The following is a 26,170-nucleotide window of genomic DNA, read 5'->3' on the forward strand; positions in this document are numbered from 1 at the left end:
GCGAGCACAGTGGCCGGTCCGCCGCCACCGGCTCCGCGGAATCGGCCTGTAGGAAAGCTGCGGGCGTGGTTAAGAAATCCTCGATGGACCGCGGCGCCCCGTTGCGGCAGATTCTCCCGTGCCGGGCGCGCACCGCGAGAGCGCCCGGGCAGGCCGCGACCGGCTGCCCGTACCGGCGACCCCACCCCTGCCCCGGCAGCCGTGCCGCGCCCGTGTGCCCGTACGGCCGCCGCCCAGCCGTACGACGGGAGCCGTGACGTGAAGGCGCTGGTGAAGGAGAAGGCCGAGCCGGGCCTCTGGCTGATGGACGTGCCGGAGCCGCAGATCGGGCCCACCGATGTGCTGATCAAGGTGCTGCGGACCGGTATCTGCGGCACCGATCTGCACATCAGGAACTGGGACGGCTGGGCCCAGCAGGCCGTCAGCGCCCCGCGGATCCTCGGCCACGAGTTCGTCGGCGAGGTCGTCGAGGTCGGCCGGGACGTGACCGAGACCTCGGTCGGCGACCGGGTCAGCGGCGAGGGCCACCTCGTCTGCGGCAAGTGCCGCAACTGTCTGGCCGGGCGCCGCCATCTGTGCCGCGCCACCGTCGGCCTGGGCGTGGGCTGCGACGGAGCCTTCGCCGAGTACGTCGCCCTGCCCGCGTCCAATGTGTGGGTGCACCGGGCCCCGGTGGACCTCGACGTGGCGGCGATGTTCGACCCGTTCGGCAACGCCGTCCACACCGCGCTGTCCTTCCCGCTGGTCGGCGAGGACGTACTGATCACCGGCGCCGGGCCGATCGGTCTGATGGCCGCCGCCGTGGCCCGGCACGCCGGCGCCCGCAACGTGGTGATCACCGACGTCAGCGAGGACCGCCTGGAACTCGCCCGCTCGATCGGCGTGAGCCTCGCCCTGAACGTCGCCGAGACGGACATCGCCGACGGCCAGCGGCGCCTCGGCCTGCGCGAGGGCTTCGACATCGGCCTGGAGATGTCGGGACACCCCTCCGCGCTGCGGGACATGATCGCCAACATGACCCACGGCGGCCGGATCGCCATGCTCGGCCTGCCCGCCGAGGAGTTCGCCGTGGACTGGGCACGGGTCGTCACCTCGATGATCACCCTCAAGGGCATCTACGGCCGCGAGATGTACGAGACCTGGTACGCGATGACCGTCCTGGTCGAGGGCGGGCTCGACCTCTCGCCGGTCATCACCGGACGCTACGGCCACCGCGACTTCGAGGCCGCCTTCGCCGACGCCGCCAGCGGCCGCGGCGGCAAGGTCATCCTCGACTGGACCTCCTGACCGACCACGGCCACCGCACGCCCTCCGGTCCCGCAGGGACCGAACCCACCTCCCCGGACCCCCTGGAGACAGCCACATGTTCGACTCCGTACGCGCCGATCTGCGAGACACCCTCGAGGAGATCCGCAGCGCGGGCCTGCACAAGCCCGAGCGCGTGATCGCCACCCCGCAGTCCCGGGCCGTCTCGGTCACCGCCGGGGGCCGCCCCGGAGAGGTCCTCAACTTCTGCGCCAACAACTACCTCGGCCTCGCCGACCACCCCGAGGTGATCGCCGCCGCGCACGAGGCGCTCGACCGCTGGGGCTACGGCATGGCCTCGGTGCGCTTCATCTGCGGTACGCAGGAGGTCCACAAGGAGCTGGAGCGCAGGCTGTCGGCCTTCCTCGGCCAGGAGGACACGATCCTGTACTCCTCCTGCTTCGACGCCAACGGCGGTGTCTTCGAGACGCTCCTCGGCGAGCAGGACGCGGTCATCTCCGACGCCCTGAACCACGCCTCCATCATCGACGGCATCCGCCTGTCCAAGGCCCGCCGCTTCCGCTACGCCAACCGCGACATGGCGGAGCTGGAGCAGCGCCTGAAGGAGGCGGGCGACGCGCGCCGCCGCCTGATCGTCACCGACGGCGTCTTCTCCATGGACGGCTACCTCGCCCCGCTGCGCGAGATCTGCGACCTGGCCGAGCGCTACGACGCCATGGTCATGGTCGACGACTCGCACGCGGTCGGCTTCGTCGGCGAGGGCGGCCGCGGCACCCCGGAACTGCACGACGTCATGGACCGCGTCGACATCATCACCGGCACCCTCGGCAAGGCGCTCGGCGGTGCCTCCGGCGGCTACGTCGCGGCCCGTACCGAGATCGTCGCCCTGCTGCGCCAGCGCTCGCGTCCGTACCTCTTCTCCAACACCCTCGCCCCGGTGATCGCCGCGGCCTCGCTCAAGGTGCTCGACCTCCTGGAGTCGGCGGGCGACCTGCGCGAGCGGCTCAAGGCCAACACCGCGCTGTTCCGCTCGCGGATGACCGAGGAGGGCTTCGACGTCCTGCCCGGCGACCACGCCATCGCCCCGGTCATGATCGGCGACGCGGCCGTCGCCGGACGCATGGCCGAACTCCTCCTGGAACGCGGTGTGTATGTGATCGGCTTCTCGTACCCGGTGGTCCCGCAGGGCCAGGCGCGCATCCGTGTGCAGCTGTCCGCCGCGCACTCCGAGGAGGACGTGAACCGCGCGGTCGACGCCTTCGTGGCGGCCCGTGGTGAACTCGACGCGCAGCCCGTAGGACAATCGGAGGCATGATCGAAGCGCGGCGGCTGCACATCCTCCGTGCGGTGGCCGACCACCGCACCCTCACCGCCGCGGCCGCCGCGCTGTACCTCACCCCGTCCGCGGTCTCCCAGCAGCTCACCGCGCTGGAACAGGAGACCGGCCACCGCCTGGTGGAGCGCAGCGCGCGCGGGGTGAGCCTCACCCCGGCCGGGGAGATCCTGCTGCGCCACACCAACACGGTGCTCGCCCAACTGGAGCGCGCGGACGCCGAACTCGCCGCGTACGGCTCCGGCGAGGCGGGCACCGTGACGGTCGCCTCCTTCGCCACCGGGATCGGCCTCGTGGTGGCCCCCGCCGTGGTCCGGCTCGCCGGGTCCAGTCCGGGCATCCGGGTACGGGTGCGTGACGCGGAGGGCGACGCCAGCCTGCCGATGGTCCTGGACCGGCAGGTCGACGTGGCGGTCGCGGTCGAGTACCGGGGCGCCCCCGGCGTCGACGACCCGCGCCTCACCCGGGTCCCGCTGTACGCCGAGCCCTTCGACGCCGTCGTTCCGGTCGGCCACGCACTCGCCGGCGCCGGACGGGTGCCGCTCGCCGAACTCGCCGGGCAGCCCTGGATCGGCCCGTACCCGGGCAACCCCTGCCACGACGTGGTCGTCCTCGCCTGCGAGAACGCCGGATTCCAGCCGCGCATGGAGCACTCCTCGGACGACTTCCGCGCCGTTGTCTCGCTGGCCTCCGCGGGTGCCGGGGTCGCCCTGGTGCCCCGCTCCGCGCTGCACGGCATGGACCTCGCCGGAGTCGTCGTACGCCCGGTGGAGGGCGTGGCACCGACCCGCCGGGTCTTCGCCGCGGTGCGCTGCGGGGCCGAGGAACACCCGCTGATCCGGCCGGTGCTGGGCGCGCTCGGCGAGGTGGCGCAGGAGCCCGCGCCCTAAAGGCCGCGCGCGGGCGCCCGGACGCCGTGCCACGCGCCCGGGCCTCGACAGCGGACTGTCAGTACCCGCCGTTACGGTTCGTCCCATGCCTGACGCCGAGGACGTACGCCGTATCGCCCTGTCCCTGCCCGACACCTCCGAACGGGTCGCCTGGAACATGCCGACCTTCCGTGTGGGCGGACGGATGTACGTGACCCTGCCCGAGGACGAGACGTCCATGGCGGTGCGCTGCCCCCGCGAGGAGGCCGCCGAACTGGTGCGCGCCGAGCCGGAGAAGTTCTGGATCGCGGACCACGAGGCGGCCTTCGCCTGGGTGCGGGTGCGCCTGGCCGCGCTGGAGGACGAGCGGGAACTGTACGACATTCTGGCCGACTCCTGGCGCCAGGCCGCCTCGCCGAAACTCCTGGAAAACCACCCTGACCTGGGACTTCCCAAGATCTGAGAGGTCGGTTCGGCGGTGCGCGGACGGGCCCGGAGGGTGCGCGGCGAGCCACGGGGGCAGGGCCCGGCGAGGGGGTGCTCGGTCAGGGGATATCTTGATGTCGAGCAATGTTGCAGACGTGGAGCGGAGCACCCGGTGACTGACTCGACCATCATCTATACGCACACTGACGAGGCCCCGGCCCTCGCGACGTATTCCTTCCTGCCGGTGATCAAGGCCTACGCCGCCACGGCCGGAGTCACCGTGGAGAGCCGTGACATCTCCCTGGCGGGCCGGATCATCGCCGTCTTCCCCGAGTTCCTCGAGGCGGGCCAGCGCATCCCCGACGCGCTCGCCGAGCTCGGCGAGCTGGCCAAGACGCCCGGCGCCAACATCATCAAGCTGCCGAACATCTCGGCCTCTATCCCGCAGCTGAAGGCCGCGATCGCCGAGCTCCAGGAGCAGGGCTACGCGCTGCCCGACTACCCGGACGACCCGAAGGACGACCGGGAGAAGGACATCCAGGCGCGCTACGACAAGGTCAAGGGCAGCGCCGTGAACCCGGTGCTGCGCGAGGGCAACTCCGACCGCCGCGCCCCGGCCTCGGTCAAGAACTACGCGAAGACCCACCCGCACCGCATGGGTGCCTGGAGCGCCGATTCGAAGACGAACGTCGCCACCATGGGCGTGGACGACTTCCGCTCCACCGAGAAGTCCGCGGTGATCGCCGAGGACGGCACGCTGCGCATCGAGCTGGCCGGTGACGACGGCAGCACCACCGTGCTGCGCGAGTCGGTACCGGTACTCGCCGGTGAGGTCGTCGACGCCTCCGTGATGCGCGTCGCCGCGCTGCGCGAGTTCCTGACCGCGCAGGTCGCCCGCGCCAAGGCCGAGAACGTGCTGTTCTCGGTGCACCTGAAGGCCACCATGATGAAGGTCTCCGACCCGATCATCTTCGGCCACGTGGTGCGTGCCTTCTTCCCGAAGACCTTCGCCGAGTACGGCAAGGTGCTCGCCGACGCCGGGCTGACCCCGAACGACGGTCTGGGCGGCATCCTCAAGGGCGTCGAGTCGCTGCCCGAGGGCGCGGCCGTCAAGGCCTCCTTCGACGCGGAGCTGGCCGAGGGCCCCGCGCTCGCGATGGTCGACTCCGACCGCGGCATCACCAACCTGCACGTCCCCAGCGACGTCATCGTGGACGCCTCGATGCCCGCCATGATCCGCACCTCCGGCCACATGTGGGGCCCCGACGGCCAGGAGGCCGACACCATCGCCGTGCTGCCCGACAGCAGCTACGCCGGTGTCTACCAGGTCGTCCTCGACGACTGCCGCGCCAACGGCGCCTTCGACCCGGCCACCATGGGCTCGGTGCCCAACGTCGGTCTGATGGCGCAGAAGGCCGAGGAGTACGGCAGCCACGACAAGACCTTCGAGGTTCCGGTCACCGGAACCGTCCGCGTGGTCGACACGGCGGGCGACGTCGTCCTGGAGCAGACGGTCAGCGCGGGCGACATCTTCCGGATGTGCCAGACCAAGGACGCCCCGATCAAGGACTGGGTGAAGCTGGCCGTCACCCGCGCCCGTGCCACCGGCGACCCGGCGGTGTTCTGGCTGGACGCGGGCCGTGCCCACGACGCCAACCTGATCGCCAAGGTCGAGCAGTACCTCCCGGAGCACGACACCGAGGGTCTGCGGATCGAGATCAAGTCGCCCGTCGAGGCCACGAAGTTCTCGCTGGAGCGCATCCGCCGTGGCGAGAACACCATCTCGGTGACCGGCAACGTCCTGCGTGACTACCTCACCGACCTCTTCCCGATCCTGGAGCTCGGCACCAGCGCCAAGATGCTCTCGGTCGTGCCCCTGATGGCGGGCGGCGGTCTCTTCGAGACCGGTGCGGGCGGCTCCGCGCCCAAGCACGTGCAGCAGCTGGTCAAGGAGAACTACCTGCGCTGGGACAGCCTCGGTGAGTTCTTCGCGCTGGCCGCGAGCTTCGAGCACCTCGCGCAGACCACCGGCAACGCGCGCGCCCAGGTCCTCGCGGACACCCTGGACCGGGCGACGGCGACCTTCCTGAACGAGGACAAGTCGCCGACCCGTCGCGTGGGCGGCATCGACAACCGCGGCAGCCACTTCTTCCTGGCCCTGTACTGGGCCCAGGAGCTGGCCAAGCAGACCGACGACGCCGAACTGGCCACCGCCTTCGGCCCGCTCGCCGAGACGCTGTCCGGCCAGGAGAAGGCCATCGTCGACGAACTGCTCGCGGTGCAGGGCTCTCCGGCCGACATCGGCGGCTACTACCAGCCCGAGGCGGCCAAGGCGGAGAAGGTCATGCGCCCCTCGGCCACGCTCAACCAGGCGCTGTCGACCCTCGGCTGAGCACTTGGCCGAGCAGTCCGGGCAGAGACACCCCGTCGCGGCCGGGGCCGGTGAATCCGGCTCCGCCCGCGGCGGTCTCGTCCCGGCCGCCCGGCCTCGGGCCGTCAACTGGCCGTGGCCAAAGCGCGAGGCGTGTGCCCGAGGCGGGCGCACGCCTTGTGCGTACGCGCACGTCAACGACGAAAGGCCGCACTGGAATTGATCCAGTGCGGCCTCTCGTATGCGACTTCGAAAAGTCGGGACGACAGGATTTGAACCTGCGACCCCTTGACCCCCAGTCAAGTGCGCTACCAAGCTGCGCCACGTCCCGGTGCTCGTCTGACCTGGGCTTTCCCCCGGCCGAACGCGCAAAGAAACCATACCGCACTCGCGGTGGTGGTCGCGCACGCCTTTCGCCCCGGCTACCGTCACCGGGCGGGCCGCAGAGGGGCTTCCCGGCGGGGAGTCGGCGGACTATAGTCCTAAACTAGCAGTGCTAATTTACGGGCGCTCCGGAGCCGAGGTGTTCCCCGGCGAAGACGTGCGCTCGGCAGCCCGGACACCCCGGACCCTCGACTAGGAGAACCCCATCGTGCGTCCCGTCCATTTCGTCGCCGCCCGCCGCACCCCGATCGGGAAGCTGCGCGGTTCGCTCTCCTCCGTACGACCCGACGACCTGGCCGCGGGGGTCGTCAAGGGTGTGCTCGCCGATGTGCCCGCGCTCGACCCGGCCCGTATCGACGACGTGTACTGGGGCGCCGCCAACCAGGCGGGGGAGGACAACCGCAATGTGGCCCGGATGGCGGTCCTGCTCGCCGGGCTGCCCGAGTCGGTGCCCGGTGCGACCGTCAACCGTCTGTGCGCCTCCGGCCTGGAGGCCGTGACCACCGCCGCGCGCGCGGTCGCCAGTGGTGACGCGGACATCGTCCTCGCGGGCGGCTCGGAGTCCATGAGCCGCGCCCCGTTCGTCCTGCCTCGCCCCGACGAGGCGCTGCCGCACCGGATGGAGACCTTCGACACCCGGCTCGGCTGGCGGATCACCAACCCGCGGATGAAGGAACTGCACGGGGTCCTCGCGATGGGAGAGACGGCCGAGGAGGTCGCCGAGCGCTACTCCATCAGCCGCGAGCGCCAGGACGCCTTCGCCCTGCGCAGCCACCAGCTCGCCGCCGAGGCGCGCAAGAACGGCCTCTTCGACGCCGAGATCCTGCCGGTGACCCGGCCCGACGGCGTGGTCGTGGACAGCGACGAGTGCATTCGTGAGAACACCTCGCTGGAGAAGCTGGCCTCGCTCAAACCCGTCTACCGCGCGGGCGGCACGGTCACCGCGGGCAACACCTCGCCGATGAACGACGGCGCCGCCGGACTGCTCCTGGTCACCGAGGACGTCCTGAACGAGCTCGGCCTCGAATCGCTCGGACGGTACGTCGCCGGTGCCTCGGCCGGTGTGCACCCCGACGTGATGGGCATTGGCCCGGTCCCGGCCACCCGCAAGGCCCTGGCCCGTAGCGACTGGTCCGTGGCGGACATCGAGGAGGCCGAGTTCAACGAGGCGTTCGCGGCCCAGGCGCTCGCCTGCGTGGACACCCTCGGCATCGACCCCGAACTGGTCAACCCGACCGGCGGCGCCCTCGCCCTCGGCCACCCCCTCGGCTCCTCCGGCGCGCGCATCCTCACCACGTTGCTGCACCGCATGCGCCGCAACGGCACCAGCAGGGGCCTGGCCACCATGTGCGTGGGCGTGGGCCAGGGCACCGCGGTACTCGTCGCCAAGGACTGAGGCAGAGAAAACCCGGGCGACAAAGGGCAGTTGGGTACGGGCGCGGCCATGCGCCGGGCGCCCGTACTCCACCGCCTCAGCGTCCGCTCACCGCCGAGAGCGCGTGCCCGGCCCGCCAGCCGTCCTCGGAGAGGTCCTCGGCGAGCATGCGCTTGGCGATCGTGTCGAGGGCGCTGCGCAGTTGGCGGTCGTCGGGCCGGGGCACCTCCTCCGACAGGCGGCTGTTGAGCCACTGGGCCCAGGCCGAGCCGAGTAGCGCGGCCTCCCGCGCCCCCGCCGCGGTCTGCGAGAAGTACGCGCCCTCCCGCGTCAGATACCCCTCGTCGACCATCCGCTGGAACACGGGCTGGAGCACCTCCGGCGGCAGGTGGTGGCGGGCCGCCGTCAGGCCGATGCTCGCGTGCCCGACCATCCGCGTGAGCAGTTCGACCTGCATCACGGCCCAGGCGCCGGCGACATCGAGACGGGTGCCGGAGCGGGCGACGACGGTGCGCAGCGTGCCGGGCCCCGAGGCCCGTACGACCTTGGCGACCGCGAGTTCGAGCAGTGGCTGCGAGGAAGGCCCCGAGGGTGAGGCGAAGGCCTCGCCCATGTCGTTCGAGCCCGCCCGCGCGGTGTCCCGGAGCCGCACCTGCTTCAGGAACATGGCCACCGCGAATCCGGCCAGCACCACCGGCACGGTCCACAGGAAGACCGTCTGCAGGGTCTCGGCGTAGGCGTCGACGATCGGCCGGGCGGCGGGGCCCGGCAGCGCGTGCACCCCCGTGGGGCTCTCGGCCGCCCGCGCGACCGCCTCCGGAGGCAGTTCCGAGGCGCTGACGGCGTCGGCGATGCCGCCCTCCAGGTTCGGCCGCAGGGTGTTGGCGTAGATCGTCCCGAACACCGCCGTGCCGAACGCGCTGCCCAGCGTGCGGAAGAAGGTGACGCCCGAGGTGGCGGTGCCCAGGTCGGCGTAGTCCACCGTGTTCTGCACCGCGATCGTCAGGACCTGCATGGACAGGCCGACGCCGGCGCCGAGGACGACCATGTAGAGCGACCCGAGCCAGGCGTCGGTGCCGGGACCCATCAGGGAGAGCAGGAACAGACCGAGCGCCATCACCAGACAGCCCACGATCGGGAAGGCGCGGTAGTGCCCGGTGCGGCCGACCACGTGGCCGCTGGCCACGGAGGCGATGAGCAGGCCGAGCACCATGGGCAGGGTGCGTACGCCGGAGAGGGTTGCCGAGTCCCCGTCCACGTACTGCAGATACGTCGGCAGGAAGACCAGCGCGCCGAACAAGGCGAAGCCCACGATGAAGCTGAGCACCGAGCAGACGGTGAACACCGGATTGGCGAACAGCCGCATCGGGAGCGTCGGTTCGGCGGCGCGGGTCTCGGCCCAGCAGAACAGGCCGAGCGCCACGAGCCCCGCGGCGAACAGGCCGAGGATCACCCCGGAGCTCCAGGCGTACTCGTTTCCGCCCCAACTGGTCGCCAGGATCAGGGCGCTCGCGCCGACGGCGACCAGCGCGATGCCCAGGTAGTCGATCACCGGGCGTGCGACGGCCCGTACCTGCGGGATCGTGCGGGCGGCCGCGAAGACGACCAGAATCGCGAGCGGCACATTGATGTAGAAGGCCCAGCGCCATGTCAGATGGTCCGTGAACAGGCCGCCGAGCAGCGGCCCGACAACCGTGGCGATGCCGAACACCGCGCCGATCGCGCCCTGGTACTTGCCGCGGTCGCGAAGAGGGATGACGTCCGCGATGAGCGCGATCGCGGTCACCATCAGACCGCCCGCGCCGATACCCTGCAGCGCTCGCCAGGCGATGAGCAGAAGCATGTTGGTGGCGAGTCCGCACAGGAACGACCCGGTGATGAACACGACGGCCGAGACCTGGAAGACCAGCTTGCGCCCGAACAGGTCGCCGAACTTTCCGACGAGCACGGTCGAGACGGTCTCGGTGAGCAGGTACGAGGTCACCACCCACGACATGTGCGAGCCGCCGCCGAGGTCGGCGACGATGGTGGGCAGCGCGGTCCCGACGATCGTCTGGTCGAGCGCGGCGAGCAGGACCCCCAGCATGATCGTGGCGAAGACGATGTTCCGCCGTCGGCTGTCCAGGACAGGCGGCGCCCCGGTCCCGGCGGCCGGTCCGGCCCCGGCGTCGGGAACGTCCGCGCTGGTGGTCACATCGGCCACCCTCACATCCCACCGGACCGGGCGCACCGTGGGGCGGTCCGCTGCGGTGACGGGGACAGACGGGGACAATGCGCCGGCAGCCGCTTCCGTGCCACCAGTCGTGCCCTCAGCCGCCCCCTCAGTCGTGCTCTCAGCTGTGCGCTGAGCCGAGCGCCGGGGCGTGCGCCGCCGGGTCGAGCGGGCCACCGTCCTCGTCCAGCAGGGTCGCCAAGTCCCGCGCCCAGTCGGCGAGTTCGGCGAGGCCGAGCCCGTACGGACGGGCCTGTGCGCTGTCGTGCGACCACTCCTCGATCCCGGCGGCTCCCCGTCGCAGCAGCCGTGCCCCGCCCGTGGCGTTGCCGCGCGCGCCGTGGGTCAGTCCGACGGCGAGCTGGGCGAGGGACTTCCACAGCGCACGCTCGGCCGCGGGCCCCGACTTCCAGGCGTCCTCGAAGACCTCGTGCGCGTGGAAGGGGCGGCCCGCGGCGAACAGGCGCCGCGCCTCGTCGACGGTCTGCTCCGGCGTACGGGCGACGCCCTCGGGCTGGCGCTCCACGCCCTCGGCGCCGTGCGGCAGCGGGCGCCCGAGCCCGTCGCGCGGCCGGGCGCTGCGGGCCCGGCCCTCGGAGTCGCGGTCACGGTCGGCCGGTGTTTCGCTCATGCTCCGATTGTGGGGCACCGGGCCTGCCGGGCATCCGGCACGGGAAGCGCCGGTGACCTCCGCCCCCACCAGGGGCCGAATTCGAAGGGAACGGCGGTGGTGGGGTAAAGTTCTGCACGCATGATCACGACGGGTTCCGGCGGGACATGCACCGGGACGTGGCGCAGCTTGGTAGCGCACTTGACTGGGGGTCAAGGGGTCGCAGGTTCAAATCCTGTCGTCCCGACTTTTCGAAGTCGTGGGCCGAGGGGCCGTGTCGGAGTGATCCGATGCGGCCCCTCGGTCGTTTTCCCGGGGCCGCCGCTCTCGTACGCGATCACGCACGAGAAGTCGGGGCGTCCGGGAACGGGATGTCAGACGAGCAGCAAGTGCCCGTAGTCGGAGAGCACTTCGCGCACCTCGGGCACGTCCTCGTACTCCTTCAGCCGGTGCAGGACCGTCCGGGCCCGCTCCGCCGTGCGCTCCGAGGACAGATCCCCGGACCCGTCGATGACCCGGCGGGCCTCTTCAGCGGCCTGCTCGGGTTCGTTCGCGTCGGCCAGGGCCACCGCCAGCCACGACCGGTACAGCGCCACTTCCCGGGCGTGGCTGGCGTCGTAGCGCCCCAGTACGTCCTGGAGCAGCGGGACGGCGCGCAGTGGACGGCGCAGCTCGGTGAGCACGCGGGCGTCCATGACCTCGAGTTCCGCGCGGTTCACCCAGTACGCCCAGGAGGGCGCCGGAGAGTCGTCCGCGCGGTCCATGGCGGCGTGCGCCTGCCCTAGCGCCCGCAGGGCTGGTTGCGCCTCGCCCGCGCGCGTGTGGGCCCAGGCCACACGGTCGAGGAACAACGCGCGCGTCGTGACCGGGGCGTCCGGTCCGGCTTCGGCCACGGCTGCCCTGGCCAACTCCAGGCCCTCTCGCTCTCGGCCGTTGTTCGACAGGTGATAGCCGAGGCTGCCCGCGAGCTGCGCCACCAGCGTCGCGTCCCCGGCCTGCCGGGCGGCCGATATTCCCAGCCGGTAGGCGCGATACGCGTCCGCACCGCGCCCGGCGTCCGAGGCGATCCACCCGGCGATCTGCCCCAACTCCCCGATCTGCACCATCAGTCCGCGCCCCGTCTCCTCGGAGTGCGCGGACTCGCGGTACAGCCGGACGGCGGCGCACAGCTCACGGAACGCCGGGCCGATCAAGTCCCCGCCGGACAGCACGTCATCGGCGAGCCGGAGGCCATGAACCCGGGCAGCCAGACCTTCTACGGTGGTGATGCCGATCCGACGGCCGCGGGGGGATGCCGAAGCGTCCAGCGCGTCCACGTCGGGCAGCAGGTCCGCCAGAGTCGCCGCCACCCCGGGCAGGGTGGCCGAAGCATCCCCCCGGGCGTACGCGGCCGCCTGCTCCAACTCGTGCTGCGGCACCCCGAGCACCTGGGCGAAGGTGGGCAGCCACACATCCGGGATGCGCTCGCCGCGCTCCCATCGGGAGACCTCGTTCCGCGTGATCGAATGGGTGCCCGACACCGCGCACAACGTGGTGGCGAACTGCCGCTGCGAGCGGCCGGAGTGCCGCCGCAGACCGGCCAGGTAGGCGCCGAACTGGCGGCGTCACTCGGTCGTTTCGCCCATGTCGGCCCCCTTCCGGATCCAGTGTGGCCCCTCCCTGGCCCCCTGGTCGGCTCCTTCGCTCCTTCACGCCCCCCGGTTACCTGAGGACATAGCGCCCCGGCGACCGTGCGACCGGCCCCGGGGCTCGGCCGATCCGAGGAAGCAGACCGATATGCCGCAACCTGCAACGCGGGCCTGTCCGACCGGGCGTCTCAGGCTCAGGTACAGCGAGACCCTGCCGAGCGAGCCCGAGAGCGCTGCTGCCGCCCGGCGCCTGATGAACACCGCCACTTCTCGCTGGGGCCTGGAAGAGCTGGCCGAGGAAAGCGCCCTGGTCGTCACGGAGTTGGTCGCCAACGCCGTCCAGCACGCACGGGGGGAGGTCATCCGCGTGGTGGTGGAGCGCACCGCCGTGCGGACGGTGCGCGTCGCCGTCGCGGACTTCTCCCGGGAACTGCCCCGGCCACGCGCGCCAAAGGACGACGCGGAGGACGGACGCGGCCTGTTCATGGTGGCCGCACTCGCGGCCGACTGGGGCACCGATGAACGGCGCTGGGGCAAGATCGTGTGGGCGGAGCTGGCGGGCCGGGGATGACCACCGGAGAGACCCGCCGGCGAAGCCCTGGCCGAGCCCACCGCGCCCGCGCTTCGTCGTGTCGCACGGGCGTGTATCCGCTTTGTATGTCCGCCCCCTTGAATCCCCCCGTCTTCCGACGACAAGGGGAAAAGCATGCCCAGACATTCCCGCCGTCTCCTGGCCGCCCTGAGCGCCCTCGCCTCCGTCGCCGCCCTCGGCGTGGCGGCCCCGGCGGCCATGGCCGCGCCGCAGGACGGCACCTCGGTGACCGAGGTGAGCGCCGCCGCCAGGCCCGGGTTCAAGCTGCCGTTCCGCTGTGGCCAGAGCTGGCGCGGCAGCAACTGGAACGGACACAGCCCCGCCCACTCCATCGACTGGAACCACTACGACGCGAGCGGGAGCCCGGACGACCTCGGCCGCCGTGTGCTCGCCAGCGCCGGGGGAGAGGTCCTCGCCTCGTACTACGCGACGGACACCGGCTACGGCCACACGATCGTCATCGGGCACGGCAATGGCTGGCGCACCCGGTACGCGCATCTGAAGACCCGTTCGGTGGCCAAGGGCGCCCATGTGACGCAGGGGCAGTTGATAGGTGAGGTCGGTGCGTCCTCCGCGATCTACGACCTCTCGCCGCATCTGCACTACGAGCAGATCCACGACGGCTCCGTCGTCGTCGCGGTCGTCCAGGGCGTCACCTGGAGCGACTACCTCACGCGCTATCAGACCAGCACCAACAACTGCTGAGCATCCGGCCGTTGGGTCGGCCGAGGGCGCGTAGCGGGTACGGTCGAGTCGCCGTTCTCGCTACGCGCGTCACGGCCGCTCAGCGCAGCGCGCGCAAGTGCGCGCCCACCACCTCGGCGCGTTCCCGGGAGCCGAGCCGCCGATAGGTCGACAGGGAGCGGTGGAAGTAGCGCCGTGCGGTGGTCTCCCGGCCGGTGGCGTGGTGCAACTCGCCGAGCAGACAGGCGACTTGTGCCTCGGCGGGGCGGTCGCCGAGCTGCTGTTGCACCGCCAGCGCACCGGCGAGCAGCGCGGAGGCGCGGCCCGCGTTGCCCTGGCGCCAGTACAACTCGCCGATGCTTTGTTGTACGTACGCCGCGCAGTGGGTGTCCGCGAGTTCGTCGAAGATGCCCAGTGCCAGTTCCAACTCGACCTGCGCCAGGGCCGGTTGGTCGCACAGCTGGTGCAATGCCGCGATGCGGCGGCGTACTTGCGCCTCGCGGTGCCGGTCGCCGACCTCGCGCGCCAGACGCAGGGCGTCGTCCAGCCAGGGCCGTGCGGAGAGCGGGTCCTGGCGTTTCAGCCACACCGAGGCGATCGCGTTGCAGGCCACCGCCTCGCCATGCCGGTCACCTGCCGCACCGAACAGGTGCAGCGCCTCGGTGAACAGCCGTAGTGCGGCGTCGAGTTCGTCGCGTACGCGGTACACCGATCCGGCGCCCACCGTCGCCGTCGCCTCGCCGGAAGGATGGCCGAGCGAGGCGAAGACCGCGCGCGAACGGTCGAAGGAGGCGAGTGCCTTGGTGTACCGGTCCTGGTAGAAGTGCAGCTGCCCCAGGTTGCGCAGCAGCGCGGCCGCCCGGACGTCGGCCGGTGACTCCATGGCGTCCACGACGAGTTGATGGGTGCGCAGCCAGTCGTCGTACGCGAAACGCAGGTCGAAGAACCCGGCGAGCTCGATGGCGAGATCGGCGGCGCGGGAGACCAGACCGAGCCGTAGCGCGGACTCGACGCCGCCCACGAGGATCCGGCGTTCGCTCTCGAACCACTCCAGGGGTGCGGCACGCACGCGGGGCGCGACGGCGGCGGCGGGGCCGGACGGCGTCTCGGGCCGGCCGAGTATGCCGAGAAAGTGCGTGGGCATCGCCGAATTCGCCGTCCGGGCAAGGGAGATGAGCGAATCGGTCACCCTCAGACGGCGCCGCAGCCGGACACCGGAGTCCTCCCGGTCGGCGAGTTCGCGGGCGCAGCAGCGCAGCAGGTCGTGCATCCGGTAGCGCTGGAGCCCCAGCCGGTCGGCGCCGACGGTCTCGACCAGGTGTTCGTCGAGCAGGGTCTCCAGCACGCCGGCCGCGTCGTCGGCGAGGCCTGCCGCGGCGGCGACCAGCCAGCCGGGCACCGTCTCCTCGGTGAGATCTCCGAAGGCGCGGAAGGCCGTCGCCGCGGGTCCGGGCAGATACCGGTAGCTCAGCTCGGCGCCCGCCCGTACCTCCATGTCGCCGGTCCGGAGCTGGTCGAGACGGCCGCGTTCGTCGTCCAGGCAGTCGGCGAGGGTGCCGATGCTCCAGCCGGGGCGGTTCGCGAGCCGTGACCCGGCGATCCGCACGGCGAGCGGCAGCGAACCGCAGCCGTCGAGCACCCGGTCGGCGTCCGTGCTCTCCGCGCGCAGCCGCTCGGACCCGACGATCGCGCCGAGGAGCGCCCGGGCGTCCTCGCGTGTCATGAGGACGAGCGGGCAGTGGTGCGCGGGCAGGCCCGGCATCCGGCGGCGCGAGCTGACCAGGACCGCCGAACCGCCGGTGCCCGGCAGCAGCGGGCGCACCTGCGCGCTGCTGGCGGCGTCGTCCAGGACCAGGAGGAAGCGCCGCTGTGCGAGACGGGAGCGGAACAGCGCGGCGCGTTCCGCGGTCTCGGCCGGTACGGCACTGTCGTGCACGCCGAGACCGCGCAGCAGCTCCGCCAGGACAGCGGCCGGGTCGCGCGGCCGCCCGCTCATCCCGCCGAGGTCGACGAAGAGTTGCCCGTCGGGGAAGTGGTGGCGCATCCGGTGGGCCGCGTGGACCGCCAAGGTCGACTTTCCCGCCCCCGGCGGACCGGTGAGCACCACGACCACCGGCTGTCCTCCGGCCTTGGAGAGCAGTCCTTCCAGTGCCGCGAGTTCCTCGCGGCGGCCGGTGAAGTCCGGTATGTCGATGGGGAGTTGGCTCACGGGCGCCGGAGGGGCGGGGCGGCGCAGCCCGAGGCGTCCGTACTCGTTGATCTCCTCGCCGAGGGCGCGCAGCGAGGCGCCCGGCTCGATGCCGAGTTCGGCCGCCAGGAGCTCCGCCGCGCGCGCGTACGCCGACCTGGCCTCGGCCGTGCGGCCCGCGCCGTGCAGGGCTCGGATCAGCATCTGCCACAGGTCCTCGCGCAGTGGATCCTCGCCGAGCCGGGTGCGCAGCTCGGTGATCAGCGGCGCGTAGTCGCCGAGGCCGAGACGCACTTCGAGGCACTCGTCGGCGGCGCTCGCGCGCCGTTCCTCGAGGTGGGCGACCGCCGGATCCCACACCACGCTGGACGGCACGTCCTGCAGCACACCGCCGCGCCACAGCGCGAGCGCCGACTCGTAACCGCTCAGGGCAGCGGCGGCGTCGCCCTCGTCGCGCGCGACGCGTGCCCGGTGCAGCCGCCGCTCGAAGAGGAGGAGGTCGCACGCCTCGGGCGGCAGGTCGAGCGTGTAGCCCGAGGGCTGGGTGCCGAGTCCGTCGGTGGCGATCCCGGCGGCGGACAGCGTGCGGCGCAGGGCGTGTACGTAGGTGCGGACATTGGCGACGGCGGACCGGGGCGCGCCGCCCGGCCACAGGACCTCGGTCAGCACATCGACGGAGACGAAGCGCCCCGGCTGGAGCAACAGAGTGGCCAGCAGGGCGCGGGGCTTGGGGCCGCCCACCCGGACCGGGCCCTGTGCTCCGCGTACCTGGAGCGGTCCGAGCACCCCGAAGGTCGGATCCCCCATCCGTGTGCCTCCGCACGAGTCCGTGGCTGCGGCTCAGGCTACTGGCAGGCGAAGACGCCGGACAGGAGTTCACCCCTGCCTCGGCTGCCTCGTTGTGATCCCGTGATCGCCAACTGGCGCAAGCCGTAGCAAAGTTGCTGCCAGGAGCGGCACGGCGCGGAGCAGCACAGCACGGAGCGGTCACAGCACCGAGCGGCAAGGCGGCGCCGGGTGGCAAAGCACCGGGCGGCGCGGCAGCCTGCTTCGGCTGCCGCACCGCCCGGTCTTCCGTGGGGGCGCGTGCGGGATCAGCCCCCGGTCCTCACCTCCACGTCGTCCAGGACGAAGCTGGTCTGGAGGCTGGAGTCCTCGGTGGCGGAGAAGGTCAGGGTGACCTGCTTGCCCGCGTAGCCGTCGAGGGCGAGGGTGCGCTGCTGGTATCCGCTCGCCGCGTCCTTGTTGGACAGGGTCGCGAGAGTGGTGGTGCCGGCCTTGACCGTGAAGCGGTCGTAGACGGTGTTCTCGGTCTCGGCGGTGTCGATGTGCAGCCAGTACGTCAGGCTCGCCCGGTCACAGCCCGCCGGAACGGTCACCGTCTGGCTGAGGGTGTCGCTCTCGCTGCGTCCGTAGCCGCCGAGCCAGGCGAAGCGGGTGCCGCCGTGCGCCGCCTGACCATTGTGCGCGCCGATGGTGCCGGTGTCGCCGCTCCAGGGCGAAGTGCCGCTCTCGAAGCCGCCGTTGGACATCAGCTGGGCGGCCTGGCAGCTGCCCGAGCCCTTGACGGTGAGGGTGTACGTGGCGGTGCGGGTGACCGTTCCGGTGGCGGTGAAGGTCAGGGGGTAGGTGCCGGGGGCCACCGAGGAGCCCACCGTGATGGTGGCCGTGGACGACTGGCCCGAGGTCACCGTGGAGGGGCTGAAGGAGACACCGACCCCGGAAGGCGCGCCGGAGGCGGAAAGCTGCACGCTCTGTGCCGAGCCCTTGGTGGTCGTGGTGCTCACCGTGGAGGTCAGCGAGGTGCCGGGGTCGGCGCTGCCGCTGGTGGGGCTCGCCGCGACGGAGAAGTCGTCGGCGGGCGTCTCGGCGGAGGCGGCGAGGGACCACAGGGTGTGGGCGATGCCGTCGGCACTGCGGTCCAGGCCGGTGACGTTGACGTTGTTGATGTCGTCGCAGCGCGAGTGGTAGCAGCCGTCGTAGGCCGCGCCCGCCGTGCCGCCCCACTTGCTCGCCTGCGCGGAGGTCTTGCGGGCGCTGGCGCCCATCGCGTAGCCCGAGGTGGGGATGGAGTACTGCTCGAAGGAGTAGTCGTCGGAGCGGCCCGCGCCCTCGGTGTTCTCCTCCGGCTGGAGGTTCAGGGAGTCCCAGTACGCCTTCATCGGCTGGGCGGCGGTGGAGTTGATGTGGTTGATGAAGTAGCCGCCGTTGGGCGAGGCGATCATGTCGAAGTTGTAGTACGCCTTGATCGCCGAGCGCTGGGCGGAGGTCAGCGAACGCACGTAGAAGTCGGAGCCGTTGAGTCCCTGCTCCTCGTCGGTCCACCAGCCGAAGCGGACCCGGTTGGTCATGTTCGGGTTCTGTGCGGCGAGCGTCAGCGCGGTCTCCAGGAGGGCCGCGCTGCCGGAGGCGTTGTCGTTGATGCCGGGTCCGGACGAGACGCCGTCCAGGTGGGCGCCGAACATGTACACCTTGGCGGCGTCGCCCTTGGGCCACTCGGCGATCAGGTTGGGCCCGGCGCCACTGGTGCAGCCCGAGGTGCAGGGCTGCTCGGTCACCGTGTACCCGGCGGCCTGCAGCTTGCCCTTCACATAGGCGACGGAGTCGCGGTAGCCCTGGCCGGTGGAACGGCGGTTGCCGCCGTTGCGGGCGGCGATGTCGCTGAACTCGGTGAGGTGCGCGCGCACCTTCGTGATGTCGATGTCCGGCGCCGCGGAGGCGAGTTGGCCGGCGGCGGCGGCCTTGCCGCTCTGGTCGGTGGCCGTCGCGGAGGCGGCCGGCAGGGTGGCCAGGCCGAGCGTCACGGCCAGCGAGAGGCCGGCGAGGCTGAGTCTTCGTAGCACCATGGCTCCTTGTGGGGTTGAGAGGTGCCGGTTCCGCTGCCTGAGCGGTACCGAGGCGTACGCGGTGCGGTGCACGCGCGCACGGCCTCCCCCGTGTGCGGGCGGGGGTGTGCCGGGCCGGGCGGGCGTACGGAGATGCTGGCCGGGACAGGCCGCGGCCGTGGCCCCGAGTGCGGATCGGGACCGTCGGTGTGGCATGCCCATGCTTGTGCTCCGGGACATTCACACCCCGCGCCCGCGCGCGTCAACGGCTTGTCGGCGTCCACGAAGAGCGGTCAAAAAGCGGCAAGTTGTGTCCGGTAATCGGGTACGGGTTGCCGTCAGGCGCTCATGCCCCGGTGCGGCCGTCCACGGACTCCCGGATCAGGTCGGCGTGACCGTTGTGACGGGCGTACTCCTCGATGAGGTGGCACAGGATCCAGCGCAGGCTCGCCCTGCTGCCGTCGGGCCGTGCGCGCAGGGCGAGGCGTTCGGGGCCGCTCTCGGCGAGGGCCTCCGCGACCAGGCGGCGCGAGCGTGTCACCGAATCGCGCCACAGTGTGCGCAGTTGCCGTGGGCTGTCCCCGGCGGCCGAGTTCCAGTCCCAGTCGGGGTCGGCCGCCCAGTCCACGGTGTCCCAGGGCGGGTGCGGATCGCGGCCGTGCAGCCAGTGGGAGCACCACCGGTCCTCCACGCAGGCGAGGTGCTTGAGCATGCCGCCGAGGGTGAGCGAGGAGGTGGCGACCGTCGCCCGCAGCCCCGCTTCGTCGAGTCCCTCGCACTTCCATGCCAGCGTCGCCCGCTGGTGGTCGAGGAAGCCGAGCAGGGTGGCGGTCTCGTCGGCCGCGAGCGGCGGCTCGGGCCTGCCGTGCTCGTCCAGGTGCCGCACGGCCGGTGTGTCCGGGCGTGAGGGCGGGCGGGCCGGAGCGGGGACCACGGCGGTGAGCGGGCGCGGTGCAGAGCCCGCGGCCCGCAACCGGGCCTCGGCCGCGCCGAGTTCGCCGCCGGTGCCGAGCACCGTGTCGAGCCGGGCCACCAGCGGCGCGGGCAGTTCGCGCAGGCCGCTCTCCCATTTGCTGATCAGGCTGTGGTGGTAGCCGAGCCGCAGGCCCAGCTGGGACTGGGTGAGTCCGGCCCGGCGCCGCAGATGCCGCAGCAGCCGTCCGAATTCCGCCCAGCCCGAGAGGGTCCTCGGCGCGGCGCGCATCATGCCCGCTCCGCGTTCCCCGCCGGGTTCCGGGCCTGACGTCGTCCCCTGGGGCATGGCGGCATCGCTGACAGGCATGACCACTCCTCGCGCTCCCGGTACGCCTACCGATGACCTCGGAACTCCGGGCCGAACTCGGCCCGGGGCAGCTGGCCCCAATCAGCTGTGCACAAGTTAGAGGATCTGTCGCCTGTCGTACATACGGTGTGACGATTGTGTACGGATGAGGGGGTAAGCGCCGGTGGCGCCGGGCCTCACCTGCGAGGCGTCTTCCGGTACTTGGCATGCTGTGCCGATGCGCATACCACGACAGGCGGCACGTGTCGCCGTACTCGATCCCGCCGGGGCCGTCTTCATGTTCCGCTACGACAACGAAGAGGTCGGTGTGCACTGGGCGATGCCCGGCGGCGGCATGGAGCCGGGGGAGGAGCCCGCCGCGGCGGCCCGGCGTGAACTGCGTGAGGAGACCGGCTGGCTGGACGTCGAACCCGGCGAGCTGCTGTGTCTGTGGGAGCACGACTTCACCCGTGCCGGTGTGCCGGTGCGCCAGCACGAGCACATCTACCTGGCCCGTACCGAACGTCGCGACCTGGAGGGCGATGTGGCCGCCGCCCACGCCGAGGACCGGATCCAGCGCGGGCGTTGGTGGGAGCCCGGGGAACTGGCCGCGCCGACCGAGGCGCTCTGGCCGCCGCAACTGCCCGAAATCCTCGCGGAGTTGGCGCGCACCGGGCGGCCCACCGGAGTGGACCTCGGCTTTGTGGCCGAGGCCGGGCCACAGCCCCGCCCCGTATGGCCCCCCGGCCCCGTATGACCCCCGGCCCCGTATGACCTCCGGTCTCAGATGACCTTCAGCCGCACCAGCGCCCCGAGCACCAGCGCCCCCGGCAACAGGGGCACCCACACGGTGATGATGCGAAAGCCCAGGACGACCGCGGTCGCCACGGCCGCCGGGGAACCGGCGGCCACCAGGGCCACCACCAGGGCCGCCTCCACCGAGCCGATGCCGCCCGGGGTCGGGACCAGCGCCACCGCGCAGGTCGCCGCGAGATAGGCGAGAGCCATGTGCATGACGGGGATGTCGAGTCCGAGGGCGAGGCCCACCGCCACGAGACCGGCCGCCTGGAGGGCCGGGAAGGCGAACGAACCGCCCCACAGCGCGAGTACGCGGGCCGGGCGCGTGTGGACGAGCTTCGCCTCGCCGAACGCCGTACGCAGGAAGGACAGTGCCGGGGCGCGGACGCGGCGTACGAGGAGGAACACCAGCGTGGCCGCCACGGTGAGCGCGCCGAGCGTGATGAGCAGCGGGGCGATGGCGTGCTCGGGCACCAGGGTGCCGAGCCGCAGGGCGTCGGGGAAGGCGAGGAGCAGGACGACAAGGAGGCCGACGCGGGCGATCGACTCCGCGAGGAGATAGAGGGCGAGCGCCGCCGTGGAGCGGGCGACCGGAATGCCGTGGACGGTCATGAAGCGCAGGTTGACCGCGCTCGCGCCGAGGCCCGTGGGCAGCAGATGGTTCGCGGTGCCCGAGGCGAACTGGGTCACGAGCAGGCGCATCGGCGGAAGGGGTTCGGCCACCGCGCCCTGCCGCGAGAAGGCCGCCGCCACCCAGGCCAGGCAGGTGGCGGCACCGGCCGCGGCGACCCAGGGCCATTCGGCCGAGCCGAGTTCGCGAAAGCCCTCGGCGAGCACCCGCCAGTGGCGCGCGGCGAAGATCCCGACAAGCACGAGCGGAAGCAGACACAGGATCTGCCTCAGGGGGAGACGCCGGACCAGGCGCAGGGCAGGCCCCTGGGGAGCGCGTTCTTCCGTCACATCGCCAGAGGTTCTCGGTGCCGCACCAACGAAGGGTTGCCGGGACGGGTCCAGGGGCTGACGCGCTGGTCAATGACCTGCCAGGGGGCCGGGGAGCGGCGGGCGCGCGGTGACGGCCGAGGGCGCGTGGGACGCGTGGGGCGCGGGCTTCGCGCGCGGGCGCGGACCCTGATTTCGGCGGCGCTTGACCTGAATCAACGTTGAGGTTCTAGGTTTCCCTGCATGAGCATGGAAACCACCGCGTGGGCGCAGATGTACAACGCCATGAACGCCAAGTCGCAGCGCCATCCCTTCTCCCGAGCCACCCTCGGGCGGATCCTCGACTTCGCCAAGCCACACCGCAGACGCCTCACCCAGTACCTCCTGACGAGCGTGCTCACCGCGCTGCTCGCGGTGGCCACCCCCGTCCTCGCGGGACTGGTCGTGGACGCCATCGTCTCCGGGGACGAGTCCGGGGTGGTCGTGCGCCTCGCGCTCCTGATCGCCGGGATCGCCCTCGCGGAGGCGGCGCTCGGCCTGGTCAGCCGCTGGCTCTCCGCCAACCTCGGCGAAAGCCTGATCCTGGATCTGCGTACAGCGGTCTTCGACCATGTGCAGCGGATGCCGGTCGCCTTCTTCACCCGCACCCGCACCGGGGCGCTGGTGAGCCGCCTCAACAACGATGTGATCGGCGCCCAGCGGGCGTTCAGCAACACCCTGTCCGGGGTGGTCGCGAACCTCGTCACCCTGGTGTTCACCCTCGCCGTCATGCTCACGCTGTCCTGGCAGATCACCCTGCTCTCGCTCGTGCTGCTGCCGGTGTTCGTGGTGCCGGCGCGCCGGATGGGCGCCCGGATGGCCACCCTTCAGCGCGAGGCGGCCGACCTCAACGCGGTGATGGGGACCCGGATGACCGAACGCTTCTCCGCTCCGGGCGCGACCCTGGTCAAGCTGTTCGGGCGCCCCGGTGAGGAGTCCGCGGAGTTCGCCGCCCGCGCCCGCCGCGTACGCGACATCGGGGTGCGCACGGCCATGGCGCAGTCCGCGTTCATCACCATGCTCACCCTGGTCTCGGCCCTCGCCCTCGCACTGGTCTACGGGCTCGGCGGCTACTACTCGCTCGAAGGCAGCCTGGAAGCGGGCGCCGTGGTCTCGCTCGCGCTGCTGCTCACCCGGCTCTACGCCCCGCTGACCGCGCTCGCCGGTGCCCGGGTCGAGGTCATGAGCGCCCTGGTCAGCTTCGAGCGGGTCTTCGAGGTGCTCGACCTGCGGCCGCTCATCGAGGAGAAGGAGGACGCGCGGCCGGTGCCCGAGGGGCCGGTCTCGGTCGAGTTCGACAAAGTCCGCTTCGCCTACCCGGCCGCCGACAAGGTCTCCCTCGCCTCCCTCGAAGAGGTCGCCTCGCTCGACAACCGGGGCGGTGCCGAGGTGCTGCACTCCGTCTCCTTCCGCGCCGAGCCCGGCCAGACCATCGCCCTGGTCGGCTCCTCGGGGGCGGGCAAGTCCACCATCGCGCAACTGCTGCCGCGGCTGTACGACGCCGACGAGGGCGCGGTCCGTATCGGCGGCGTCGACGTACGCGACCTCTCCGCCGCCTCGCTGCGCGGCACCCTAGGCATGGTCACCCAGGACGGCCATCTCTTCCACGACACCGTCCGCGCCAACCTGCTGCTCGCACAGCCCGGCGCCGACGAGGAGCAGCTCTGGGACGTGCTGCGGCGGGCCCGCCTCGAAGCCCTGGTCCGTTCCCTGCCCGACGGCCTCGACACGGTGGTCGGCGAGCGCGGCTACCGGCTCTCCGGCGGCGAGCGCCAGCGCATGACCATCGCCCGGCTGCTGCTCGCCGAGCAGCGGGTGGTGATCCTGGACGAGGCGACGGCCCACCTCGACAACACCTCGGAGGCCGCGGTGCAGGAGGCCCTCGCCGAGGCGCTCGAAGGCCGCACCGCCGTGGTCATCGCCCACCGCCTGTCGACCGTACGGTCCGCCGACCAAATCCTCGTGATCGAGGCGGGCGAGATCGCCGAGCAGGGCACGCACGAGGAACTCCTCGCGGCGGGCGGGCGCTACGCCGAGTTGTACCGGACCCAGTTCCGCGGCGAGGGCAGGGGAGAGGGCGACGGGGAAGCGGTCGCCACGGACGGGCCCGCCGCCGTCACGGTGTAAGGGGGGCGGGCCCCGGAGGCCCGAGGGGGAAACAGGTTCCGGCAGTTCACGGCGGACGTCTCGCAGCGGACGTCCCAGAGCGGACGCCTCAGAGCAGACGTTCCAGGAGCTGCCGGGACCGCAGTGGGATCGGCGAGGACAGCACGATGGACGAGGACACCCGCTCCACACCGGGAACCGTCACGATCTCGTCGATCACCCTTTGCAGATCGGAGTTGGAACGGGCGGCGATCCGGATGAAGAGGTCCGCGTCGCCCGTGGTGGCGTGGGCCTCGCAGACCTCCGCGATGGCGTCGAGGGCCTCGATCACCGGCGGCCGGTTGCCCTGGCTGATCTGTACGACCGCGAAGGCGATCACCGTGTAGCCGATCGCGGGCAGCGACATCGCGGGCGGGAAACCCTCCACGACGCCCCGGGCGAACAGTTTGTCCAGCCGGGCCTGTGCGGTGCCGCGCGCGATGCCCAGGCGGCGCGCGATCTCCAGGACGCTGATGCGGTCCTCCTTGGCCATCAGGAGCAGCAGACGGGCGTCGAGAGAATCCAGGCCTTCGGGGTTTGACCGGTCGGACACCGTTTCCTCCTGGGCAAGTTGCGCGCATTGGGCGACGATCGCGGCCTCGGACTGGGCAGACTGTCCAGCCCAAACAGAAAGTCTTGCACACCTTTTCCTGCTGCACGACCCTTGGCTCACTACACGTGACCATGTGACGTGGCCTAGGAGGGCTAGATGTCAGGGACGACGCAGACCGCGCCGCAGGCCGAGATCGACGACGTGAGCCTCGACCAGATGAAGAGGCTCTGTGGCCTTGTCGACTACGACGAGTCCAAGGACCCCTTCCCCGTACGCGCGCTGGACGCGGTCGTCTTCGTCGTCGGCAACGCGACCCAGACGGCGCTGTACTACCAGTTCGCGTTCGGCATGGAGCTCGTCGGCTACGCGGGCCCCGAGCACGGCACCCGCGAGCACAAGGCGTTCGTCCTGAAGTCGGGCTCCGCGCGCTTCGTGATCAAGGGCGGCGTCACGCCGGACAGTCCGCTGCTCGACCACCACCGCAAACACGGCGACGGCGTCGTCGACGTCTCCCTCGAGGTGCTCGACGTCGACAAGTGCGTGGCGCACGCCCGCAGCCAGGGCGCCACCGTGCTGGTCGAACCGCACGACGTCTCCGACGAGTTCGGCACCGTGCGCACCGCGACCCTCGCCACGTACGGCGACACCGTGCACACCCTGGTCGACCGCTCCCGCTACGAGGGCGTGTACCTGCCGGGCTACGTGGAGCGCCAGGGTACGTACACCAAGCCCGAGGGCGCGCCGAAGCGGATCTTCCAGGCCGTCGACCACTGCGTGGGCAACGTCGAGCTCGGCAAGATGGACTACTGGGTCGACTGGTACAACCGCGTCATGGGCTTCGTGAACATGGCGGAGTTCGTGGGCGACGACATCGCCACCGACTACTCGGCCCTGATGAGCAAGGTGGTCGCCAACGGCAACCACCGCGTGAAGTTCCCGCTCAACGAGCCCGCCATCGCCAAGAAGCGCTCGCAGATCGACGAGTACCTCGACTTCTACGACGGCCCCGGCGTGCAGCACATCGCGCTCGCCACCAACGACATCCTCAAGACCGTCGACGAACTGCGCGCCGCCGGTGTGGAGTTCCTGGCCACGCCCGACAGCTACTACGAGGACCCCGAGCTGCGCGCGCGCATCGGTGAGGTCCGCGTTCCGATCGAGGAGCTCCAGAAGCGCAAGATCCTCGTCGACCGCGACGAGGACGGCTACCTCCTGCAGATCTTCTTCAAGCCGATCGGCGACCGGCCGACCGTCTTCTACGAGCTCATCGAGCGGCACGGCTCGCTCGGCTTCGGCAAGGGCAACTTCAAGGCCCTCTTCCAGGCCATCGAGGCGGAGCAGGAGCGACGCGGCAACCTCTGAGGACACTGCGGCAGCCTCTTCAGGCGCCGGATGACGGCGGGGCCCCTTCACCGAACTCGGTGGAGGGGCCCCGCCGTTGTGCTCCGGTGCGGAGCCCCTTCCCTCCGGTTTCCGCTACGACGGTTTTCGGCCGCCGGAGGTCCAGAATCCGGACATCTCTTGGTGCCCCGCCCCGGCTGAGGTAGAACTGGGCCCCATGAATCACGAGCCCTTGGTGCGACGCCTGGTCATCGACCTGTGCCGCCGCCCGGCTGCGTGTTGTTGTTGATCCCCTGACGGCGGTCCCGGCACGGCGCGTTGCGCCTGCCCG

General features: G+C 71.5%; 18 protein-coding genes, 2 tRNA genes and 1 pseudogene. 12 read left to right on the top strand and 9 right to left on the bottom strand.

All coding sequences use genetic code 11. The features are described from left to right. The first annotated feature begins 258 nt into the window (after nt 1–258). From tdh to HUT18_RS31465, 5 genes are all read left to right on the top strand, one after another. On the top strand, nt 259–1,287 hold the full coding sequence (tdh, locus tag HUT18_RS31445; RefSeq protein WP_176103899.1) for an L-threonine 3-dehydrogenase: 1,029 nt from the start codon (nt 259–261) through the stop codon (nt 1,285–1,287). Between the two features lie 76 nt (nt 1,288–1,363). Beyond that, complete coding sequence (locus HUT18_RS31450) at nt 1,364–2,581, top strand: glycine C-acetyltransferase (RefSeq protein ID WP_176103900.1); 1,218 nt, start codon at nt 1,364–1,366, stop codon at nt 2,579–2,581. Continuing rightward, nucleotides 2,578–3,489, top strand: coding sequence for a LysR family transcriptional regulator (locus HUT18_RS31455; RefSeq protein WP_176103901.1), 912 nt, complete (start codon nt 2,578–2,580; stop codon nt 3,487–3,489). Before HUT18_RS31450 ends, HUT18_RS31455 begins: the two co-directional genes overlap by 4 nt. Nucleotides 3,490–3,574: 85 nt before the next feature. Beyond that, entirely contained in the window at nt 3,575–3,931 is a 357-nt protein-coding gene (locus HUT18_RS31460; RefSeq protein WP_176103902.1) for an MmcQ/YjbR family DNA-binding protein, read from the top strand. A 135-nt stretch (nt 3,932–4,066) separates the two neighbouring features. After that, nucleotides 4,067–6,286 (top strand): NADP-dependent isocitrate dehydrogenase, encoded by a 2,220-nt coding sequence (locus HUT18_RS31465; RefSeq protein ID WP_176103903.1) that lies wholly within the window; start codon nt 4,067–4,069, stop codon nt 6,284–6,286. 236 nt (nt 6,287–6,522) lie between these two features. On the opposite strand, the gene HUT18_RS31470 is transcribed toward HUT18_RS31465, so the two are convergent. Then, a tRNA-Pro gene (locus HUT18_RS31470) sits at nt 6,523–6,596 on the bottom strand. 261 nt (nt 6,597–6,857) lie between these two features. Here HUT18_RS31470 and HUT18_RS31475 point away from each other — a divergent pair. Continuing rightward, nucleotides 6,858–8,045 carry a thiolase family protein gene (locus HUT18_RS31475; protein WP_176103904.1) on the top strand — a complete coding sequence of 396 codons (1,188 nt, stop codon included), beginning with the start codon at nt 6,858–6,860 and terminating at the stop codon, nt 8,043–8,045. Nucleotides 8,046–8,121: 76 nt separating this feature from the next. Here the strand turns inward: HUT18_RS31475 and HUT18_RS31480 are convergent, their stop codons facing one another. Both HUT18_RS31480 and HUT18_RS31485 read right to left on the bottom strand, forming a co-directional pair. After that, complete coding sequence (locus HUT18_RS31480; protein WP_254879123.1) at nt 8,122–10,218, bottom strand: MDR family MFS transporter; 2,097 nt, start codon at nt 10,216–10,218, stop codon at nt 8,122–8,124. Between the two features lie 139 nt (nt 10,219–10,357). Then, nucleotides 10,358–10,867 (bottom strand): DUF309 domain-containing protein, encoded by a 510-nt coding sequence (locus tag HUT18_RS31485; RefSeq protein WP_176103905.1) that lies wholly within the window; start codon nt 10,865–10,867, stop codon nt 10,358–10,360. Nucleotides 10,868–11,019: 152 nt separating this feature from the next. On the opposite strand from HUT18_RS31485, the gene HUT18_RS31490 reads away from it, so the two are divergent. Continuing rightward, nucleotides 11,020–11,093, top strand: a tRNA-Pro gene (locus HUT18_RS31490). 127 nt (nt 11,094–11,220) lie between these two features. Here HUT18_RS31490 and HUT18_RS31495 read toward each other — a convergent pair. Then, a pseudogene (locus HUT18_RS31495) lies at nt 11,221–12,432 on the bottom strand (transcriptional regulator); the annotation flags it as partial. Between the two features lie 190 nt (nt 12,433–12,622). Here HUT18_RS31495 and HUT18_RS31500 point away from each other — a divergent pair. Together HUT18_RS31500 and HUT18_RS31505 are read left to right on the top strand one after the other, a co-directional pair. Further along, the gene (locus HUT18_RS31500) at nt 12,623–13,045 is read left to right on the top strand and encodes an ATP-binding protein (RefSeq protein ID WP_176103906.1); all 423 of its coding nucleotides are present in this window, start codon (nt 12,623–12,625) and stop codon (nt 13,043–13,045) included. A gap of 135 nt (nt 13,046–13,180) precedes the next feature. Beyond that, nucleotides 13,181–13,771, top strand: a complete 591-nt coding sequence (locus HUT18_RS31505) for a M23 family metallopeptidase (protein ID WP_176103907.1) — start codon at nt 13,181–13,183, stop codon at nt 13,769–13,771. Between the two features lie 79 nt (nt 13,772–13,850). Here the strand turns inward: HUT18_RS31505 and HUT18_RS31510 are convergent, their stop codons facing one another. From HUT18_RS31510 to HUT18_RS34385, 3 genes are all read right to left on the bottom strand, one after another. Next, nucleotides 13,851–16,745 carry a BTAD domain-containing putative transcriptional regulator gene (locus HUT18_RS31510; protein WP_176103908.1) on the bottom strand — a complete coding sequence of 965 codons (2,895 nt, stop codon included), beginning with the start codon at nt 16,743–16,745 and terminating at the stop codon, nt 13,851–13,853. Nucleotides 16,746–17,032: 287 nt separating this feature from the next. Continuing rightward, nucleotides 17,033–18,784 carry a M28 family peptidase gene (locus tag HUT18_RS31515; RefSeq protein WP_176103909.1) on the bottom strand — a complete coding sequence of 584 codons (1,752 nt, stop codon included), beginning with the start codon at nt 18,782–18,784 and terminating at the stop codon, nt 17,033–17,035. A 325-nt stretch (nt 18,785–19,109) separates the two neighbouring features. Continuing rightward, nucleotides 19,110–20,045: a DUF664 domain-containing protein gene (locus HUT18_RS34385; RefSeq protein WP_217710533.1), complete on the bottom strand. Its 936-nt coding sequence runs from the start codon at nt 20,043–20,045 to the stop codon at nt 19,110–19,112. A gap of 217 nt (nt 20,046–20,262) precedes the next feature. Here HUT18_RS34385 and HUT18_RS31530 point away from each other — a divergent pair, with 217 nt between their 5' ends. Then, on the top strand, nt 20,263–20,781 hold the full coding sequence (locus HUT18_RS31530) for an NUDIX hydrolase (protein WP_176103910.1): 519 nt from the start codon (nt 20,263–20,265) through the stop codon (nt 20,779–20,781). Between the two features lie 26 nt (nt 20,782–20,807). On the opposite strand, the gene HUT18_RS31535 is transcribed toward HUT18_RS31530, so the two are convergent. Continuing rightward, a complete protein-coding gene (locus tag HUT18_RS31535; protein WP_254878891.1) occupies nt 20,808–21,695 on the bottom strand; it encodes a YbhN family protein in 888 nt (295 codons plus the stop codon). A gap of 315 nt (nt 21,696–22,010) precedes the next feature. Between HUT18_RS31535 and HUT18_RS31540 the strand changes: the two genes are divergently transcribed. Beyond that, on the top strand, nt 22,011–23,927 hold the full coding sequence (locus HUT18_RS31540) for an ABC transporter ATP-binding protein (RefSeq protein WP_176104921.1): 1,917 nt from the start codon (nt 22,011–22,013) through the stop codon (nt 23,925–23,927). Between the two features lie 88 nt (nt 23,928–24,015). Here the strand turns inward: HUT18_RS31540 and HUT18_RS31545 are convergent, their stop codons facing one another. Further along, a complete protein-coding gene (locus HUT18_RS31545) occupies nt 24,016–24,498 on the bottom strand; it encodes an Lrp/AsnC family transcriptional regulator (protein ID WP_254878892.1) in 483 nt (160 codons plus the stop codon). Nucleotides 24,499–24,714: 216 nt separating this feature from the next. On the opposite strand from HUT18_RS31545, the gene hppD reads away from it, so the two are divergent. Continuing rightward, nucleotides 24,715–25,860: a 4-hydroxyphenylpyruvate dioxygenase gene (gene hppD, locus HUT18_RS31550; RefSeq protein WP_217710587.1), complete on the top strand. Its 1,146-nt coding sequence runs from the start codon at nt 24,715–24,717 to the stop codon at nt 25,858–25,860. Nucleotides 25,861–26,170: the final 310 nt, after the last annotated feature.

Source organism: Streptomyces sp. NA04227, from assembly GCF_013364195.1.
In the GTDB taxonomy this organism is placed as follows: domain Bacteria; phylum Actinomycetota; class Actinomycetes; order Streptomycetales; family Streptomycetaceae; genus Streptomyces.

Coding starts and splice junctions, on each gene's coding strand:
- HUT18_RS31450 (WP_176103900.1), top strand. CDS start 1,364: ATGTTCGACTCCGTACGCGCCGATCTGCGAGACACCCTCGAGGAGATC.
- HUT18_RS31455 (WP_176103901.1), top strand. CDS start 2,578: ATGATCGAAGCGCGGCGGCTGCACATCCTCCGTGCGGTGGCCGACCAC.
- HUT18_RS31460 (WP_176103902.1), top strand. CDS start 3,575: ATGCCTGACGCCGAGGACGTACGCCGTATCGCCCTGTCCCTGCCCGAC.
- HUT18_RS31485 (WP_176103905.1), bottom strand. CDS start 10,867: ATGAGCGAAACACCGGCCGACCGTGACCGCGACTCCGAGGGCCGGGCC.
- HUT18_RS31500 (WP_176103906.1), top strand. CDS start 12,623: ATGCCGCAACCTGCAACGCGGGCCTGTCCGACCGGGCGTCTCAGGCTC.
- HUT18_RS31505 (WP_176103907.1), top strand. CDS start 13,181: ATGCCCAGACATTCCCGCCGTCTCCTGGCCGCCCTGAGCGCCCTCGCC.
- HUT18_RS31510 (WP_176103908.1), bottom strand. CDS start 16,745: ATGGGGGATCCGACCTTCGGGGTGCTCGGACCGCTCCAGGTACGCGGA.
- HUT18_RS31515 (WP_176103909.1), bottom strand. CDS start 18,784: ATGGTGCTACGAAGACTCAGCCTCGCCGGCCTCTCGCTGGCCGTGACG.
- HUT18_RS34385 (WP_217710533.1), bottom strand. CDS start 20,045: ATGCCTGTCAGCGATGCCGCCATGCCCCAGGGGACGACGTCAGGCCCG.
- HUT18_RS31530 (WP_176103910.1), top strand. CDS start 20,263: ATGCGCATACCACGACAGGCGGCACGTGTCGCCGTACTCGATCCCGCC.
- HUT18_RS31540 (WP_176104921.1), top strand. CDS start 22,011: ATGGAAACCACCGCGTGGGCGCAGATGTACAACGCCATGAACGCCAAG.
- hppD (WP_217710587.1), top strand. CDS start 24,715: ATGAAGAGGCTCTGTGGCCTTGTCGACTACGACGAGTCCAAGGACCCC.